This window comes from Reinekea blandensis MED297 (assembly GCF_000153185.1).
GTDB lineage: Bacteria > Pseudomonadota > Gammaproteobacteria > Pseudomonadales > Natronospirillaceae > Reinekea > Reinekea blandensis.
In genome coordinates this window covers 433,847-449,392 of the sequence record NZ_CH724153.1, presented here as the reverse complement: position 1 = coordinate 449,392, position 15,546 = coordinate 433,847, and the positions used below count along the sequence as shown (strand labels likewise).

The following is a 15,546-nucleotide window of genomic DNA, read 5'->3' as shown; positions in this document are numbered from 1 at the left end:
GTTCTCCTTATTTACCCATGGTCAGGGTTTTCTGCATGAGTGTCTTCGCAGTGTTGAAGACCTCCACATTCACCGTAAAGCTGCGGGATGCCGACATCATGTCCGCCATTTCCTCGACCACATTGACGTTGGGGTAATAAACATAACCCTCTTCATCAGCCATCGGATGGGTTGGTTCATACCGAATTTCCAGTGGCGCGTCTTTTTCAACAATGGCCGCCACTTCCACGCCATTGCCGACGTCATAGTCCATATCGACCGGCACCAGAGAGCGATCGATGTATTGCGACTGGATGTGCTGGAACACCGGCTTACGTGCACGATACGTTTCATCGATACTCGAGCTGACGCTCTGCGCATTCGCCAGGTTACTGGCGGTGGTGTTCAGCCGGATCGACTGCGCATTCATGCCGGATCCGGAAATGTCAAACACATTACCCAAACTCATGATTATTCTCCTCGAAGCGCGCCGGTCAGGCCTTTGAACTTGCCGTTAAGAAACTCAAAACTGGCGTTATAGCTCATCGCGTTTTCTGTGAACTCTTTGTTTTCTACGTTCTCTTCTACGGTATTACCATCAATGGATGGCTGCAGCGGGTGCCGATAGAGCTTTTCCCAGCCTTCGTGCTGTCGTCCTGGAATATGCCGGCTGTTGGTTTCCGCCATTTCCAGACTCTGCTGCTTTTCCACCTCGCCGCGAAGAATGGCTTTAAAGTCCATATCCCGGGCTTTAAACCCTGGGGTATCGGCATTGGCCAGATTGTTTGCCAGCACGGAGGAGCGTTCTGAACGCACCAGTAAAGCGTTATCGTGTATGCCCAGAGAGTTTTCGAATCCGAGTGCTGACATGTGTTGCCCCTTATTGCCGCTTTTTTTAAGACTTACTGGGATATAGCAATCCCGGTGCCAATATAAAAAACCTATATTTTTCAGTGGGTTAGCAAGGATAGAAGTCGATAAACCGGAGCCCCCTGATGAAACCGGCAACGGGGTTCCGCTTTAGAATCGGTTCACAGTATTTCCGATTAATCAGCAGAGGTTCAGACCAGTCATAACTCGAGATAAGGCCGTGTCGCACGACTTAAGCGCTCGCTTGGAGCCTGTTACCCTGCGAGACAGTCAGGCAAGTCGACTACGTCCGAAGAGCAGGCAACCACAGGCTTTAACAACTAAACTGGCAATTCAGATATTCTAGGAAACAACCACGATGAACCGGCGAGACTTTCTCGGCTATATGCAAGGCTTTTTACTCACAGCCTTATACCCGTTAAACGTTGCTGGCAGCACCCAGTCCACTTTGCGTTTTGCATCAGCAACAGACAGCGCACCGATCAGTTATCAAACGGCCTCAGGCGACTCAGGTGGGTATCTGCCAGATCTGGTCCGGGCCTGCTGCGCGTCATCAGAGTCACTCGATTGCCGCGTCGAGTTGTTCCCCTGGTCGCGAGCTCAATGGATGGTTCGTGAAGGCGCTGCTGATGCGTTTTGTACCTACCCTTCAGACACTCGTAAAGCCTATGCTCTGTTTACACAGACGCCTCTCTTTACGATGAACTTTGGCAATCTGGTGTTTCGTCACGACCATCCCAGAAAAGCAGAACTGATCAATGCCAAAAGCTGGGACGACCTGAAAACTTTCACGCTCGTTGGTCAGCAGGATACTGACTGGGAAACGGAAAACATTCCACCGATCATTCGACGATCGCTGTATTCCGATCAACAGGAAATGATGCAGGTTCTGTTACGTCGGGGCGAAGGAGACTTTCTGGTCATGTCGTCTTTAGAAGCCTCACATCTGCTCAAAACCCTGAATCTGACAAACAAAGCGCAACAGCAGCCGGTAACCTTTATCGACAACAGTCTGATCCCATTTCATATAGGCATCAGTAAACAACGAGATGATGCCGCAGAACTCGTGCAGTATTTAGACGGGCGCATTCAGTCGACCGAATACCAGACCGAAAAACGCCGCATCGATCATCAGTACGGTGTCCACATCTGATCATTGCCGTATTTTTGGGAAGAATGACGTTGTACTCAGCGCTTACGGTAGATAATACCCGGTCGGCAATGCACCATCTCATAAAGGTCTGACAAGCCATTCACGGCTTCTGACGCCCCTACCAACAAGTAGCCACCGGGGTTCAGCGTAGCGTGAATGCGGGTGAGAATGTCCTTTTTAAATTCGGCCGTAAAATAGATGAGCACGTTTCGACAGAAGACGATATCGAACTTGCCGAGCAACGCGTAGCTGTCCTGCAGGTTCAATAGTCGGAACTCAATAGGCGCTGCAATTTTCGGGTTCACCCGAAATCGACCGCCCTGCACTTCCTGAAAATGTTTTTTCAGATTATTCGGGTCCAAACCACGACCGATGGCCAGCGTTGCATACTCCCCACTTTTGGCTTGTTCGATTGCCGAGGGGGAAATGTCCGTTGCGATGATTTTTTCGCCAGATGAGAAGACCCGATTACGTTCTTTATAATCGTTAATCACCATCGACACGGAGTACGGCTCTTGGCCGGTTGAGCAAGCGGCAGACCAGATACGCAGCGGCCTGGAGGCTTTTTGGCCATAAAACTCCGGCAACAACCGATCTTGCAGAATCCGAAAAGGATGATTGTCCCGGAACCACAGTGTTTCATTGGTCGTCATCGCATCAATCACCTGCGTTTTAAGCCGGGACTGAGACGGTGACTGAATGCGTCGAATTAACTCATGCAGATTCTTAAGTTCGTTTTCGGCCAGCAGGCGTCGCAAGCGACTGGACACCAGATACTGTTTGCTGGCACCCAAACAGATTCCACTGTGCTTTTCCAGAAACGCGCAAAATTCGTCATACCCGGCAGTGACGTCAGACATTCCTTTTTAAGCCTTTTTTATTAAGTTGCATCTATGGCGCCTGTTGCATTAATCAGGCTTCACCTTCACTGGGTGGCAAATCGATACCCAAAGACGTTAACCGATCGATCACCAGCTGCCCCAACATATCCGGTTGGAATTTTGCCAGGAAGTCATTGGCGCCGACTTTTTGCACCATCGCCTTATTAAAGACGCCACTTAATGACGTGTGCAAAACGACGTACAGATCCTGCAGTTGAGGATTATTACGAATTTCAGCCGTCAAGGTATAGCCATCCATCTCCGGCATTTCGATATCGGAAATGACGATGGGGTACTTGTCTGACGGTTTGATGCCTTGATCAATCAAAGACAACAAGTGGTCGTGCGCTTCTTTGCCGTCATTAAACTGAACCACTTTAAACCCAATACGCTCCAGCGTTTTGCAGATCTGTTTGCGGGCAATTTTAGAATCGTCCGTAATCAGAACTTCGACCTCTGAAGCTCGCTTGGTGATTTCTTCCGTCACCAGATCTTCCGAAATATCATCATCTAACGGCGACACCTCGGCAAGAATCTTTTCAACGTCAATAATTTCAACCAACTGATCGTTATATTTGGTCACAGCAGTCAGGTAGTGCTCGTGACCGGTGCCCTTAGGCGGTGGCTGAATGTCTTCCCAGTTCATATTAATGATACGTTCAACACCGTGTACCAAAAACCCCTGCACCCGAATGTTGTATTCAGTAATGATGACAAACCGTTCAGCCAGGTTTTCAATAGGCGGATTTCCGGTCGCCAGGCTCAAATCCAGAATGGGAATGGTCCCACCCCGAATGTGGGCCACACCACGAACGACGGAGCTGCTGCCCGGCATGTTTGTCAGCTTCGGACACTGCAGCACTTCTTTCACCTTAAACACATTGATGCCGTAGATTTGCTCCCCGCTCAGGCGGAACAACAGCAACTCGAGGCGATTTTGCCCCACCATCTGGGTGCGTTGATTGACGCTTTCCATTACTCCGGACATAACGGACTCCATAAAGCCGGCACAGCAATTGCAGCAACCCGCTACAGACCTTTGCGTGCCAGAATACTGACTTTTTATGAGACATAAGCATAGCCGGCAAATCAGGCTCGACAACCGCAATGCCACACTATTTTATTCGTTATCGGCCGACCGAGCCGGATTTTTACCCGGTTTGATTAAAAAAACAGGGGCGGCACTGAGCGCTGTCGCTTTTCTGATCAGCGCTCCAGGGGCCATTGCGGACTCCATTGACCACATGCCACAGATACATCAGTTCATCGCTTCCGAGTTGGCGGTCCATTATCCCGATGTACCCGAATCGGATCGAACCTACTCGATGAACTACCCGGAACACATTTTGAATCAGAAAAGATGTGAGACTCCGCTCCAGTTCGAATGGCGTGGCGATGTTGCAGCTGGCAGCAACACCCTGAACATTCGTTGCCCGGATCCCGCCTGGCAGGCCTACCTGCCCATAGCCGTTCAGATTTTCAAACCCGTCGTTATTGCTGCAAGACCACTCGATCGCAACAACAATGTTGCCGTCGGTCAACTGCGCCTGCAACGTCGGGACATCGGCGACCTTCGCCAGGGCTATTTCCTGGAAGCGGCAAAAATTGAAGGGTACGCCTTGCGTCGAACGGTGAAAGCTGGCCAGGTCATCACCCCTTACATGGTAGAAGCCCCGTCTCTGATTGCCCGGGGTGACTGGGTGACCGTTATTTCAGGTCGCGGCGCACTGACAGTGACAACCACAGGCGAAGCCCTGAAAGATGGCGCACTGGGTGAGCAGATACCGGTGAGAAATCTGTCCTCAGATGAAACGGTTCGTGCCTGGGTGATACGTAAAGGGGTGGTTTCTACTAAACGGAGCGATCTTTGAACAGCGATCCAGGCCAGATAGACACTGGCCTTTTGAATTAATTTGCAGAAATACGAAAAAAAAACATTAAAGTTCCTGATAAATTCGCCGTTAACACCTACAGACAAGTTTATTTAGAGAGGACAACCTCATGCCTATCAACATCAATGGCCCCACCAATACTCAGGTGAATGCCAACAAAACGCAGAAGAACGCGGATGCCGAATCACTGGCAAATGCAAAAAGCGGCAATGGCACGGAATCTGCTAAACAGTCAGATGACGTGGTTGAATTGTCCGATCGCGCCCGGGTTCTGAAAGCGGTAGAAAGCCGAGTCAATCAGATGCCGGATATCGATCAGGACAAAGTCGACCGCATTCGAAATGCAATTTCGAATGGCGAGTATCAGATCGATTATGACAAGCTCGCGGCTGCTTTCCGACGTTTTGAAACGGGACTCTGATTCCATGTTCACTGCGGCCGGACTGCACCGCGCAGCCCGACTCAGAGGCAGTGAACATGAATCAACAAGAGCTTTCACAATTGCAGGAGACCCTGCGCGCTTCCACTAGCGTTGCTCAGGAATTCAGCGACCTTCTGGAGAAGGAAAAACACGCCCTCACCTCGTTAGAAAAAGACACGGTGACCAGCCTACTGGAACAGAAAGAGCTCCTTATTCAACAGCTCTCGGCCTATCAGAAAACCATCCTTCATTTCTGCGAAACTCACAAAACCGAACCCAGTTACAGCGCCCTCAGGTCTTACCTGTATCGCCTGGGTCTGGAACCCGAACGGGCAGAGTCTATACTCAAAGACTGGACTCAGTTAAAAAACAGCCTGATCAAAAACCAAGCACTGAACAAAACCAATGAAGCCATCCTGGAAGAGTTGATTCGACGTAATCAGATCAAACAGCAGATTTTCCATAACCTTGGTCGCCGTTCGGACACCTACTCCGCGAAAGGTCAACAGACCAGTCAGGCAGCTCAAGGCTGGGTAGAACAGGTGTAAGGCAGTTACCTATGTATATCGACCCGTTAACACTGTTTATCCTGGGAGAGTTTTTGGTGGTGTATATCATCATCAATGTTTTCCTGTTCTATAAGGGTCGGCTGTACAACGTCCTCGTCGCCTTGCTCAAAGAAATGCGCTTTGAAAAACTTCGCCGGCAACAGGAAAAACAGAAAGAAATGGCCGCTTTGCGCGAATCCAACAAAGGCCTGCTCAGCAAAAACCGATCGCTGACCGAGACGGTCAAGTCCGCCGGTAAAACCATTCCGGAACAATTGGAAGAGCGGATAGCTTCACTTCACGAAGACCATCCCATGGCAAAAGACCTGCTCAACAGTATTGAGCTGGATGAGTCTGCACAATGGTTACGATTACGCATTCTTGAACTGGAAAAGGAACTGCTCAGTGGCGCTATCAGCGAAGAGCGTTGGGAAGAGCTGGCAACAGAAGCGATCAGTCGCTTACAGTCCGATCAGGCCAGCCATCAGCAGTCACTGGAGAACCGACGCGACAATGCTGAAGAAGAACGTTACACCGGTCAGCTTGAAAATGATCTGGGTGAAGCCCAACGTCTTTTCGAAGATGCCAAAATACGGATTCGACAGCTGGAAGATGAGCTGGAAAATTTAAAAACGATTAACAAACCCTCTGATAATCTTCTGGAAACCCCAAGCCGAGGGCTTTATGAAGATGAAATCTACCGCCTCAAATGCGACAACTTTGATCTGCATGAATCCATTAACAAACTGAAGCTGGAACTGCAGCAATCGGGTGCCACCATTGGCAGTGATGAGTACACCGCACTGTTGGAAACTCAATTGGCGAACATGGAGCAATACATCAAAAGTGCCGATATCGCTTCTGGACTTATGGAAAAAGAACTCAGTGCGGCCAATGCTGAGATTCAAACGCTTGAAAACCAACTATCAAATCTGGGCACCGCCTCAGACACAATCGACTTGGCACCATTAAAAGAACTCGGAGAGCAGGAAGAAGCGAAGACCGATACCTTATCTTCCATCAAAGAGACCATTACCCGGCTTAAAAATGGCGAGGCACCCGAAGCGGTTGCCGCTGAACAGGAAGCCCACATTGCCCGTCTGGAAAACATCATTTTACAGAGTAATCAGTGCATCGCTGTGCTGGAATCTGAGTTGTCACAAGCCAGTCGAGACAAAGCCCGACTGGAAGACAAACTTGATCAAAGCAAGGCCGACCTGTTAGCGGCGAAACTCAGCGAACTGAGCGATACTTCAGCTGGGCAAAAGCAAGGTATGAACTCCATTCGAGACATCATAGAAGACATGCGCGGTGGCAGTGACCTGGAGACAGCCCTGAACAAACAGGAAACTGAAATCTCCCGCCTGGAAGGTTTTTTAACCGAGTCCGATACCCTAATCGGACAGCTCGAAACCGAAATCGAAGATTTGAATGCGCGCTTGGAAGCCGCTCTCTCCTCCCCCGCAGCAGCGGACTCAGACTCTGAATCGACCCGACCTAACAGCGATGAAGATTTAGAAGAAATGGAAGCACTGTTGCAACAGTTTATCAGCGACATTCAGGGTCTGATGCGGCAAATCAACCTGCTGGACGATCGAAATAAAAAGCAGCAGGTGCAGATTAATCAGTTACAAACTGATCTCGAACAAGAACGCCAACAACGTCCGGAGTCAACCACAGATACCCTGCTTGAGGACGATGACGTACCGATCATGACAGACATTGAACTGGATCAGGAGCCAGAGTCTTGATCGCAGCCTGGCTGCTTATAAAGACTCAATATCCGACAGACAACGCTCCCCTTCTCTTAAAATCGCCTGCTGCTCATCCTTACTAAACCGACGCCAGTTTTTGTAAACCAACGCTTGTCGAGGGTTCTGTTGAAACGCATCCTGATGCCGATGCATAAAATGCCAATACATGGGATTCAAAGGACAAGCTCGCGGCCCGGTTTTTTCACGAACCCGGTAATAACATCCCCCGCAATAGTCCGACATACGCTGAATGTATTGACCACTCGCCGCATAAGCCTTTGAGCCCACCAGGCCGCCATCGGCAAACTGGCTCATGCCACGGGTATTCGGCATTTCCACCCACTCAATGGCATCCACGTAAATTCCCAGATACCACTGGTCGACCTGGTCCGGATTTATACCGGCCAAAAGGGCAAAGTTTCCGGTCACCATCAGCCTTTGAATGTGATGGGCATAGGCAAATGACAGGCTCTGCCCGATCGCCAATGACATGCAGCGCATACGGGTCTGGCCGGTCCAATACTGTTGCGGAAGATCTCGCTCAGCTTGCAGCGCATTCAACTGTCCGTACTGAGGCATATTGGCCCAGTACATTCCACGGACAAACTCCCGCCACCCTAAGATCTGACGAACAAAACCCTCGATTTGAGCCAAACTGATTTGTCCATCGGACTGCTCATAACAGTTCACCGCTTCACGAATCACCTGAGCCGGATGCAGCATTTTCGTGTTCAGAGCAAACGACAACCGGGAGTGATACAACGACCACCGTTTGGACTCCTCGGCATCAGCGGTCATCGCATCCTGAAACCGGCCAAAGTAAGGCAAACAGTGAGCACAAAAAAAGCTGAGCAAAGATTTCGCCTGCGTGCGCGTCACCGGCCAAAGACAATGCGGCATCGATTCTCCAATCGTGCGTACATGGTGACGAGCCAATCGTTTGCGCACCTCGCTCACATCATTCGCAAACACCAGAGGTTCGGGTAAATCGACCAGATCAGCGGCTTTCAGCTTTTTCCGGTTTTCCGCATCATAGTTCCACTGACCGCCAACAGGGTTTTCACCCTCCATGAGAACATTGAACTGACGCCTCATGTTTCGATAAAAGGCTTCCATCCGATGTGAAGTCCCAGCGTTAAAAAGCGTCGCCAACGCCTCTCGGTTCAGGAAAAAATGTTCCGAGTCCACACACTCATGTGCAATGCTCTGCTGCTCACAAAACAACCGCAGTTGTTGTTCAAGCCGGTATTCATCCGGTTGCTGATACTCGAATCGCTGAACCTGATGATCACGAATCAGCTTACTAAGGCAGTCGTCCAGACTGTCGTCGCCCTGAGTATCATCCAACGTCAAATGACGCACCTGGTGACCCGCTTTGCCCAACGCGTCAGCAAATAACTGCATCGCTAAGAAAAAGGCTTCTACTTTTTGAACATGATGCTGAACCACAGTCAGTTCCTGTGACAACTCAATGATGACGTAAAGCACTTCAGGATCACTACGTCGAAACCAGGAATGGTGAGCATTGAGCTGGTCACCGAGAATCAGGCGCAGGGTTTTATAGGTGGTTTGGTCAGAACGCATCAAACAGCTCTTATTGAGTACATTACAACCTAATACGGGCGTTTAACGGCAACGGTTTGCCTTCTCATCCCAAGGCAGGAGAGGATGTCAGCTTTCCTTTACCCGGCAATTCTGATAAAACACCCCTTGTTGTTCCCATGCGCAAATAACGTTTTGAGGTTCAACCGAGACACCGGCCCAATAACAATAAAATCCGCTGCCAACCTTGGGCAGCCTGAATCGATGCTGTAAACATGACTTCTACAATATTCTCGGATCAGCTTAATATCCTGATCGCTGATGACCATCCTTTGTTCCGGCAAGCCCTCTCCGAGGCGTTAGGCCAAACACGCCATACGATCAGTATTCAACAGGTGCAGACACTGGCCGATACGCTGGCCGCCGCCGATCAAGGCGATATCGATCTGATATTACTCGACCTGAAAATGCCCGATTGTGTCGGGTTAATGGGGCTGATCGAACTCCGGGAGAAACACCCGGAAACCGCCATTGCCGTCGTGACCGCGAATGAAAGCAGTCAAACCATGCGCAAGGTACGCTCCGCAGGAGCGGTGGGCTATCTGATCAAGTCCATGGAACTGGAATCGCTGGTCAATGCGCTGAACACATTGTTAGAAGGTGGACGCTTCTTTTCGCTTGAGGGCATTCAGGACCCACAGGACATCGATGACGACATTGATGCCATGAAGAAACTGGCATCGCTGACGCCTAAACAACAGCATGTCCTCAGTCTGATCAGCCGGGGTTATCTGAATAAACAGATCGCCTATGAACTCGACATCAAGGAAACCACGGTTAAAACCCATGTATCGGAAATTTTCCGCAAACTGGGCATTTTTAACCGCACCCAAGCCGCAATATTCAATCAGTACCTCAATGTGAATGAGTAACTAACCGACTCTCGGGCCCATCGTTACCTTTCTGGTATACTGGCGGGCCTTATATAACTACCCGTACAGCACCACCATCCATGCCTATATCCCGCTATCTGAAGTTTCAACAGGTTCTGAACCAACGTCAGAACGACATGACCATTCTGACCGACAAAGTCCATAAATCTCAAAACGTTTCGGCCATCATGCGCACGGCAGATTCTGTCGGTATTCCGACGGTACATATGGTCAAACCCGAACGCGGTCGTCTGGTCTATCACCACACCGCTGGCGGAGCGAGTCGCTTTGTTGATGTGATCGTTTACGAAACACTCAGCGAGGGAATTCAAAGCCTCAGAAACGCGGGTATGGCCCTGTATGCGGCGCACTGGTCGGACCGTGCAATCTCGTATCGTGAGGCTGACTATACCCGTCCGTTTGCCTTGATTCTGGGTGCTGAAAAGTATGGCATCAGCCCTGAAGCCGCGGACGCGGCCGATGAACATCTGATCATTCCGATGGTAGGTGCCTGCGAGTCCCTGAATGTCAGTGTCGCCAGTGGCATCATCTTGCAGGAAGCCATGCATCAGCGAATGGCACAACAGGCCTATACGCAGTTGCCAGATCAGGACTCAACCTACCACAACACGCTGTTCCGCTGGCTCCACCCCAAAATGGCGGCGTTCTGTGATGCTCGTCAATTGCCGTATCCTCAGCTGGATGAGGACGGTGATATGATTCCTCCACAAGGTCCGGAATATCGACAGTCCTAAACGAAGGTTCAGCAACTATGGCGGAAACATCAGACACGCAAACACGCTATCGCATCATTAACCGGGTCAACTGGCTTTGCACGCTGGTTGATACCCTATTGACGATACTAAAGCTTGGCGTTGGGTTTGCCATCCGCTCTCCAGGCCTGATTGCAGACGGATTTCACAGCCTGAGTGATCTGGCTACCGACATACTCGCACTGCTTCTTGGGAATGTTGCCAGTCAGGGTCCGGATCAGGACCATCCTTACGGCCATGCCCGCTATGAAACGGTCGGTACCGCGGTACTCGGTACGGTACTGATTCTGGTGGCCGGAGGCATAGCCATTGAAAGCATTCAGGCTCTGCTTTCCGGTCATTTCCCGGTGCCACACTGGACGGCGGTGATTGCCGTCCTGATCTCCATTGCCAGTAAAGAAGCGCTGTTCCAGTACACCCATCGAAAAGCCAAAGAAACCAACTCGGCCTTACTCGAGGCGAACGCCTGGCATTCCCGATCCGACAGTCTGTCATCCATTGTGGTTCTGGTGGGATTGATTGCCGGATTTGCCGGCTGGCCTTGGGTGGAATACATCGCAGCAATCGGCGTGGCGTTATTGATTGCAAAAATGGGGGCTGAACTGGCCTGGAATGCGCTGCAGGATCTGATTGACCGCGGTGCTTCAGAAGAGCAAACCAATGCCTATATGAACACGCTCAACGACATCCAGGATATCATCGACGTTCACAATATGCGCTCTCGGTTGATGGCGAACGACGTTTTTCTCGATGCCCATATCCAGCTGGCTCCCAGAATTTCTGTATCGGAAGCCCATCAAATCAATGATTATGCGGTCAGCCAGCTCAAAAAAACGCATTCGGAAGTCAAAGACGTGACCCTGCACATCGATTTTGAAGCGGACCAGCATCAACAAAAAACTCAACTCATGCCGAAACGCCATGAACTTCGCCAGCAGCTGGACACCGCAAGCATACCAGCGCCCGAGCGTATGGATTTGCACTATCATCAGGATCAGGTGTTTGTCTGCCTGATTTATCACAGTCAAAACCAGGCTCAGCTTGCCAGTGAACGAACGGCAGACCTGATCGAAACTGTCGAGTGGATTGGCGGAGTCCAGGTTCTACTGGAAATCAGCAACACGACACCACTGGATAACAATCAGAAAAAAGCCGGTCACTGACCGGCTTATTCTTAAGGTGAAGGTATCAACCGGATATCATTCGATCATGATGGAGACGGTATCGCTGGCAACCACCTGCCCTTGCTCATCGACCACTTCAACCGTCCAATCCCCATCCCACTCCGGCAACAGCTGTTTGGAAGAGTAAACGCGCCAGCGCGGGCCACCCACGTTAAAGGTTACATTGGCCATCTGTTCGCCATTGTACATCCAGCGATGCGTGACGACGGTTCCTTCGAAGCCTTTCAGCTCAGTGAAGTAATACATTGGGTTGATATTCATCGCATCCGTCAGCGCATCAACCGGCTCTCGGTCTTCAACGGCTGTCGTGAACTGATGACGGGCTACTTCGGGCTCGGCGAAAACAAAGCTGGCCATCAATGCAAAAACAACCAAACACAGTTTCTTCATGGTTTCCTTCCTTTTCTGTTCAGATTATCGATTGTCTGCAGACACTTCCGGTCGCAGTAGCCGGCATTGTAGACAGCTTCTGTGGGAAGCAACAGCGACGTCCATCAATCAACGGGTCTTGCCACCGTTACTTCGTAAACCTCACTTGACCGGGGCTTGTCCCGGAATGGGAGGGATCGGCGGTACCACACCCTGATTCTGAGCCCGATGACGCAAACAATGATCCATCAAGACCAGTGCCAGCATGGCTTCAGCAATGGGCACAGCGCGGATGCCGACGCAGGGATCATGACGGCCCTTGGTGACGACGTCCATATTCTCACCTTGACGATTGATGCTGCGCCCCGGAGTCGTGATCGAAGAGGTTGGTTTTAAAGCGATACGGACCAGAACGTCTTGCCCGGTGGTGATGCCCCCGACAATGCCTCCGGCATGATTGCTCAGGAAACCTTCCGTTGTCATCTCATCGCGGTGTTCCGTGCCTTTCTGGGTCACGACGTCGAAGCCATCGCCGATTTCCACACCCTTAACCGCGTTAATGCTCATCATGGCGTGGGCGATTTCTGCGTCGATCCGGTCAAATATAGGCTCGCCCCACCCAGGGATCATTCCGGTGGCGTGGACTGATACTTCAGCACCCACTGAATTTTCTTCCCGGCGCAGCTGCGTCATGTACTCGTCCAGAGCGACTAATTGTTCCGGATCACCACAGAAAAATGCATTCGTCTCAATCGCCGATGGGTCCGGACAGCCCAGTTTGATCGGACCGAGCTGACTGAGAAACCCCTGAATGCGAATGCCAAAGGTTTCCGCCAGGTATTTCTTTGCAATGGCGCCGGCGGCGACTCGCATGGCGGTTTCACGGGCTGAAGAACGACCACCGCCACGATAATCTCGAAAGCCGTATTTCTGGTCGTAGGCATAGTCAGCATGAGCCGGACGATAGGTATCGGCAATGTTTGAATAGTCTTTGCTGCGCTGATCCGTGTTTTCGATCAGCAAACCAATGGGTGTCCCGGTGGTACGACCTTCGAACACTCCGGACAGAATCCGGACTTCATCCGGTTCCCGGCGTTGAGTGGTATGCTTACTGGTGCCGGGTTTACGCCGGTTCAAATCGGCCTGCAGGTCCGCTTCGGTCAGCGCTAAGCCCGGCGGGCAACCATCAACAATGGCTCCAAGTGCTTTACCGTGACTCTCACCAAAGGTGGTCAAGGTAAAGAGTCTTCCGTAGGTATTTCCTGACATCGCTAAAATTCTCTTTTGCTTAGCCGGCTTTAAATGCCGACTGGTGTTGAATCAGATCGCGTTGACTGATGATAAAAACGCCATGACCACCCTGACTGAACTCCGGCCATTCAAACGGCACGTCCGGATAGGCCTCAATCAATGCCATGGCGCTGTTGCCAACCTCACAGACCAACCAACCGTCTTCAGTCAGGAAGTCTGGAGCCTGACTCAGAATGCGCCGGACAATGTCTAACCCGTCGCCACCGGCCGCCAGGCCCAATCGAGGTTCGTGACTGAACTCGGCTGGCATATCATCAATGTCTTCGGCATCGACATAGGGTGGGTTCGACACAATCAAGTCGTATCGCGTCTGCGGCAATCCATCGAACAAGTCGCCCTGATAGGCATTAACCTGATACTCGAGATCTTTCTGAGCGACATTACTCGTTGCAATATGAACCGCCGAGTCACTTAAATCGGACAGATCGACTAACGCCTCAGGAAAGACCCGTGCCATGGCAATGCCAATGCAGCCGCTGCCGGTGCAAAGATCAAGCAGACGTTGCGGTGCTGACGAAAGCCAGGGTTCAAAGCGAGCTTCAATCAGTTCAGCAATCGGCGAACGTGGAATGAGCACATCGGAGGTGACGTAGAAGGGTTCATGACAGAACCAGGCTTCCTGCAGCAGATACGCACTCGGCACCCGTTCAACCGTCCGTTGTCGAATGCGCTCGTACAAATGAGCTCGCTCAGTTTCTAGCAAAGCGGCCTGAAAGCAGCTTTCAGGAACATCCCAATCCAACAACAAACTTCTTAACACCAGGAAGCGAGCCTCGCTGTATGGGTCGGCAAAACCATGCCCATAAAAACAGGTGTAACGTTCCATTGTTGACGCCGCAAAGCGAATCCAGTCGGTAATGGTCCGCAACTCAGTCAATTGGCTCAGATCGGGAAATGGCTGTGACGGGGACGACCCCATGTTTGCTCCTGAAAACCGTAAAAATGGTCGGCAAGTATAGCGTGACGCTCGAACCAGAGCATCCCTGTTTCCTTCAATACCTTGGTGCCGGAACTGAAATACGGTTAAACAGTCATTCGAGACATTGCCGTACCCAGACCGCGACTTCGTCAGGCTGCTCCAGATGATTGTGATGTGACCCATTCATCTGATGCAGGTTTAGCTCGGGCACCGCTCGTTGACGCGCCTCAAAAACGTCCCGCATCGGTGCCCAGCGGTGCGTATCAAACAACAGCAGGTTTACCGGACAGCCGATCCTGGCAAGCCATCCAAGGACCTCTTCCTCCGACAACCGCCAAAGGCTTTCATCACGCAAACGACGGTTATAGCGATGAAACCAACCATGCTCAGATAGCCCGACGGCACGTCCGGCCATGGTCTCCGCCGCCGAACGACTGAGCGGAAACATGCCCTTCTCACGTGATGCAATCAAGGCATCGTAACTGTCGTAATACCGAATGGGAAAACGCTTCCCACGCGCATTGTAGAGCTTCTGAAATCGATCCAGGTTCTGTGCGGTTGAGGCTGTCAACGGTCCGAGACCGTCCAATGACAACAGGGATGTAATACGCGGATCCAGTGCGGCCAGCATCTGACTGAGTATGGCGCCCAGAGAATGCCCCAGAATCTGATAGGACGGCCAGTTCAACTCATCTAACGCCCGCCCTAACACCGGCAACCACTGTAAAATAAAGGTGCCTTCCTGTTCTGGCAGCGCCGAAGAAAGACCATGGCCTGGTAAATCCAGGCACCAGAGTTCGACATCGGGTAAAGCGTCTGACAATCGCCGAAAACTGTAGGCATTGTCGAGGAAGCCATGAAACGCCAGTAGGCGCTGCGGTCCCTGTCCAAGAATGACCCCACGGACCTGACCGTCTAATAAGGATATTTCTCGCATCAAATGAGCCTCATGGGTCGAAATTCTTCGGCATTGGGAAGGCCACAGGAAAAGATCGGGCAACGCGGTGTTTGCCGATTA

At 51.2% G+C, this 15,546-nt stretch carries 17 protein-coding genes; 8 read left to right on the top strand and 9 right to left on the bottom strand.

Annotated features, from left to right (window positions below):
- Positions 1-7: 7 nt before the first annotated feature.
- Both flgC and flgB read right to left on the bottom strand, forming a co-directional pair.
- On the bottom strand, positions 8-448 hold the full coding sequence (gene flgC / locus MED297_RS16885; protein ID WP_008047072.1) for a flagellar basal body rod protein FlgC: 441 nt from the start codon (positions 446-448) through the stop codon (positions 8-10).
- Positions 449-450: 2 nt separating this feature from the next.
- Positions 451-849: a flagellar basal body rod protein FlgB gene (flgB, locus tag MED297_RS16880; RefSeq protein ID WP_008047070.1), complete on the bottom strand. Its 399-nt coding sequence runs from the start codon at positions 847-849 to the stop codon at positions 451-453.
- A 358-nt stretch (positions 850-1,207) separates the two neighbouring features.
- On the opposite strand from flgB, the gene MED297_RS16875 reads away from it, so the two are divergent.
- The gene (locus MED297_RS16875) at positions 1,208-2,002 is read left to right on the top strand and encodes a substrate-binding periplasmic protein (RefSeq protein WP_008047069.1); all 795 of its coding nucleotides are present in this window, start codon (positions 1,208-1,210) and stop codon (positions 2,000-2,002) included.
- Between the two features lie 35 nt (positions 2,003-2,037).
- Here MED297_RS16875 and MED297_RS16870 read toward each other — a convergent pair whose 3' ends face one another.
- Both MED297_RS16870 and MED297_RS16865 read right to left on the bottom strand, forming a co-directional pair.
- Complete coding sequence (locus tag MED297_RS16870; protein ID WP_008047068.1) at positions 2,038-2,862, bottom strand: CheR family methyltransferase; 825 nt, start codon at positions 2,860-2,862, stop codon at positions 2,038-2,040.
- A gap of 52 nt (positions 2,863-2,914) precedes the next feature.
- Positions 2,915-3,871 (bottom strand): chemotaxis protein CheV, encoded by a 957-nt coding sequence (locus MED297_RS16865; protein WP_040557478.1) that lies wholly within the window; start codon positions 3,869-3,871, stop codon positions 2,915-2,917.
- A 76-nt stretch (positions 3,872-3,947) separates the two neighbouring features.
- On the opposite strand from MED297_RS16865, the gene flgA reads away from it, so the two are divergent.
- The 4 genes from flgA (at position 3,948) to MED297_RS16845 (ending at position 7,495) form a co-directional block, all read left to right on the top strand.
- Complete coding sequence (gene flgA, locus MED297_RS21530) at positions 3,948-4,754, top strand: flagellar basal body P-ring formation chaperone FlgA (RefSeq protein WP_008047066.1); 807 nt, start codon at positions 3,948-3,950, stop codon at positions 4,752-4,754.
- A gap of 130 nt (positions 4,755-4,884) precedes the next feature.
- A complete protein-coding gene (gene flgM, locus MED297_RS16855) occupies positions 4,885-5,196 on the top strand; it encodes a flagellar biosynthesis anti-sigma factor FlgM (RefSeq protein ID WP_008047065.1) in 312 nt (103 codons plus the stop codon).
- Positions 5,197-5,252: 56 nt separating this feature from the next.
- Positions 5,253-5,744 (top strand): flagella synthesis protein FlgN, encoded by a 492-nt coding sequence (locus MED297_RS16850; protein ID WP_008047064.1) that lies wholly within the window; start codon positions 5,253-5,255, stop codon positions 5,742-5,744.
- An 11-nt stretch (positions 5,745-5,755) separates the two neighbouring features.
- Entirely contained in the window at positions 5,756-7,495 is a 1,740-nt protein-coding gene (locus MED297_RS16845) for a coiled-coil domain-containing protein (protein WP_008047062.1), read from the top strand.
- Between the two features lie 15 nt (positions 7,496-7,510).
- Here MED297_RS16845 and MED297_RS16840 read toward each other — a convergent pair whose 3' ends face one another.
- Positions 7,511-9,082 carry a cryptochrome/photolyase family protein gene (locus MED297_RS16840; RefSeq protein ID WP_008047059.1) on the bottom strand — a complete coding sequence of 524 codons (1,572 nt, stop codon included), beginning with the start codon at positions 9,080-9,082 and terminating at the stop codon, positions 7,511-7,513.
- Positions 9,083-9,315: 233 nt separating this feature from the next.
- Here MED297_RS16840 and MED297_RS16835 point away from each other — a divergent pair, with 233 nt between their 5' ends.
- From MED297_RS16835 to MED297_RS16825, 3 genes are all read left to right on the top strand, one after another.
- The gene (locus tag MED297_RS16835) at positions 9,316-9,972 is read left to right on the top strand and encodes a response regulator (protein WP_008047057.1); all 657 of its coding nucleotides are present in this window, start codon (positions 9,316-9,318) and stop codon (positions 9,970-9,972) included.
- Between the two features lie 80 nt (positions 9,973-10,052).
- Positions 10,053-10,727: a TrmH family RNA methyltransferase gene (locus MED297_RS16830; RefSeq protein WP_008047055.1), complete on the top strand. Its 675-nt coding sequence runs from the start codon at positions 10,053-10,055 to the stop codon at positions 10,725-10,727.
- Positions 10,728-10,744: 17 nt separating this feature from the next.
- On the top strand, positions 10,745-11,908 hold the full coding sequence (locus tag MED297_RS16825; RefSeq protein ID WP_008047054.1) for a cation diffusion facilitator family transporter: 1,164 nt from the start codon (positions 10,745-10,747) through the stop codon (positions 11,906-11,908).
- 36 nt (positions 11,909-11,944) lie between these two features.
- Here the strand turns inward: MED297_RS16825 and MED297_RS16820 are convergent, their stop codons facing one another.
- From MED297_RS16820 to MED297_RS16805, 4 genes are all read right to left on the bottom strand, one after another.
- A complete protein-coding gene (locus MED297_RS16820) occupies positions 11,945-12,319 on the bottom strand; it encodes a DUF2914 domain-containing protein (RefSeq protein ID WP_008047053.1) in 375 nt (124 codons plus the stop codon).
- Between the two features lie 141 nt (positions 12,320-12,460).
- Entirely contained in the window at positions 12,461-13,567 is a 1,107-nt protein-coding gene (gene aroC / locus MED297_RS16815) for a chorismate synthase (protein WP_008047052.1), read from the bottom strand.
- Positions 13,568-13,586: 19 nt separating this feature from the next.
- On the bottom strand, positions 13,587-14,528 hold the full coding sequence (prmB, locus tag MED297_RS16810) for a 50S ribosomal protein L3 N(5)-glutamine methyltransferase (protein WP_008047051.1): 942 nt from the start codon (positions 14,526-14,528) through the stop codon (positions 13,587-13,589).
- 112 nt (positions 14,529-14,640) lie between these two features.
- Entirely contained in the window at positions 14,641-15,465 is an 825-nt protein-coding gene (locus tag MED297_RS16805) for an alpha/beta fold hydrolase (protein ID WP_008047050.1), read from the bottom strand.
- Positions 15,466-15,546: the final 81 nt, after the last annotated feature.

Bases quoted from the DNA above. Each gene is read 5' to 3' on its own strand.
- flgC (WP_008047072.1), bottom strand. From the start codon at position 448: ATGAGTTTGGGTAATGTGTTTGACATTTCCGGATCCGGCATGAATGCG.
- flgB (WP_008047070.1), bottom strand. From the start codon at position 849: ATGTCAGCACTCGGATTCGAAAACTCTCTGGGCATACACGATAACGCT.
- MED297_RS16875 (WP_008047069.1), top strand. From the start codon at position 1,208: ATGAACCGGCGAGACTTTCTCGGCTATATGCAAGGCTTTTTACTCACA.
- MED297_RS16870 (WP_008047068.1), bottom strand. From the start codon at position 2,862: ATGTCTGACGTCACTGCCGGGTATGACGAATTTTGCGCGTTTCTGGAA.
- MED297_RS16865 (WP_040557478.1), bottom strand. From the start codon at position 3,871: ATGTCCGGAGTAATGGAAAGCGTCAATCAACGCACCCAGATGGTGGGG.
- flgA (WP_008047066.1), top strand. From the start codon at position 3,948: ATGAGACATAAGCATAGCCGGCAAATCAGGCTCGACAACCGCAATGCC.
- flgM (WP_008047065.1), top strand. From the start codon at position 4,885: ATGCCTATCAACATCAATGGCCCCACCAATACTCAGGTGAATGCCAAC.
- MED297_RS16850 (WP_008047064.1), top strand. From the start codon at position 5,253: ATGAATCAACAAGAGCTTTCACAATTGCAGGAGACCCTGCGCGCTTCC.
- MED297_RS16845 (WP_008047062.1), top strand. From the start codon at position 5,756: ATGTATATCGACCCGTTAACACTGTTTATCCTGGGAGAGTTTTTGGTG.
- MED297_RS16840 (WP_008047059.1), bottom strand. From the start codon at position 9,082: ATGCGTTCTGACCAAACCACCTATAAAACCCTGCGCCTGATTCTCGGT.
- MED297_RS16835 (WP_008047057.1), top strand. From the start codon at position 9,316: ATGACTTCTACAATATTCTCGGATCAGCTTAATATCCTGATCGCTGAT.
- MED297_RS16830 (WP_008047055.1), top strand. From the start codon at position 10,053: ATGCCTATATCCCGCTATCTGAAGTTTCAACAGGTTCTGAACCAACGT.
- MED297_RS16825 (WP_008047054.1), top strand. From the start codon at position 10,745: ATGGCGGAAACATCAGACACGCAAACACGCTATCGCATCATTAACCGG.
- MED297_RS16820 (WP_008047053.1), bottom strand. From the start codon at position 12,319: ATGAAGAAACTGTGTTTGGTTGTTTTTGCATTGATGGCCAGCTTTGTT.
- aroC (WP_008047052.1), bottom strand. From the start codon at position 13,567: ATGTCAGGAAATACCTACGGAAGACTCTTTACCTTGACCACCTTTGGT.
- prmB (WP_008047051.1), bottom strand. From the start codon at position 14,528: ATGGGGTCGTCCCCGTCACAGCCATTTCCCGATCTGAGCCAATTGACT.
- MED297_RS16805 (WP_008047050.1), bottom strand. From the start codon at position 15,465: ATGCGAGAAATATCCTTATTAGACGGTCAGGTCCGTGGGGTCATTCTT.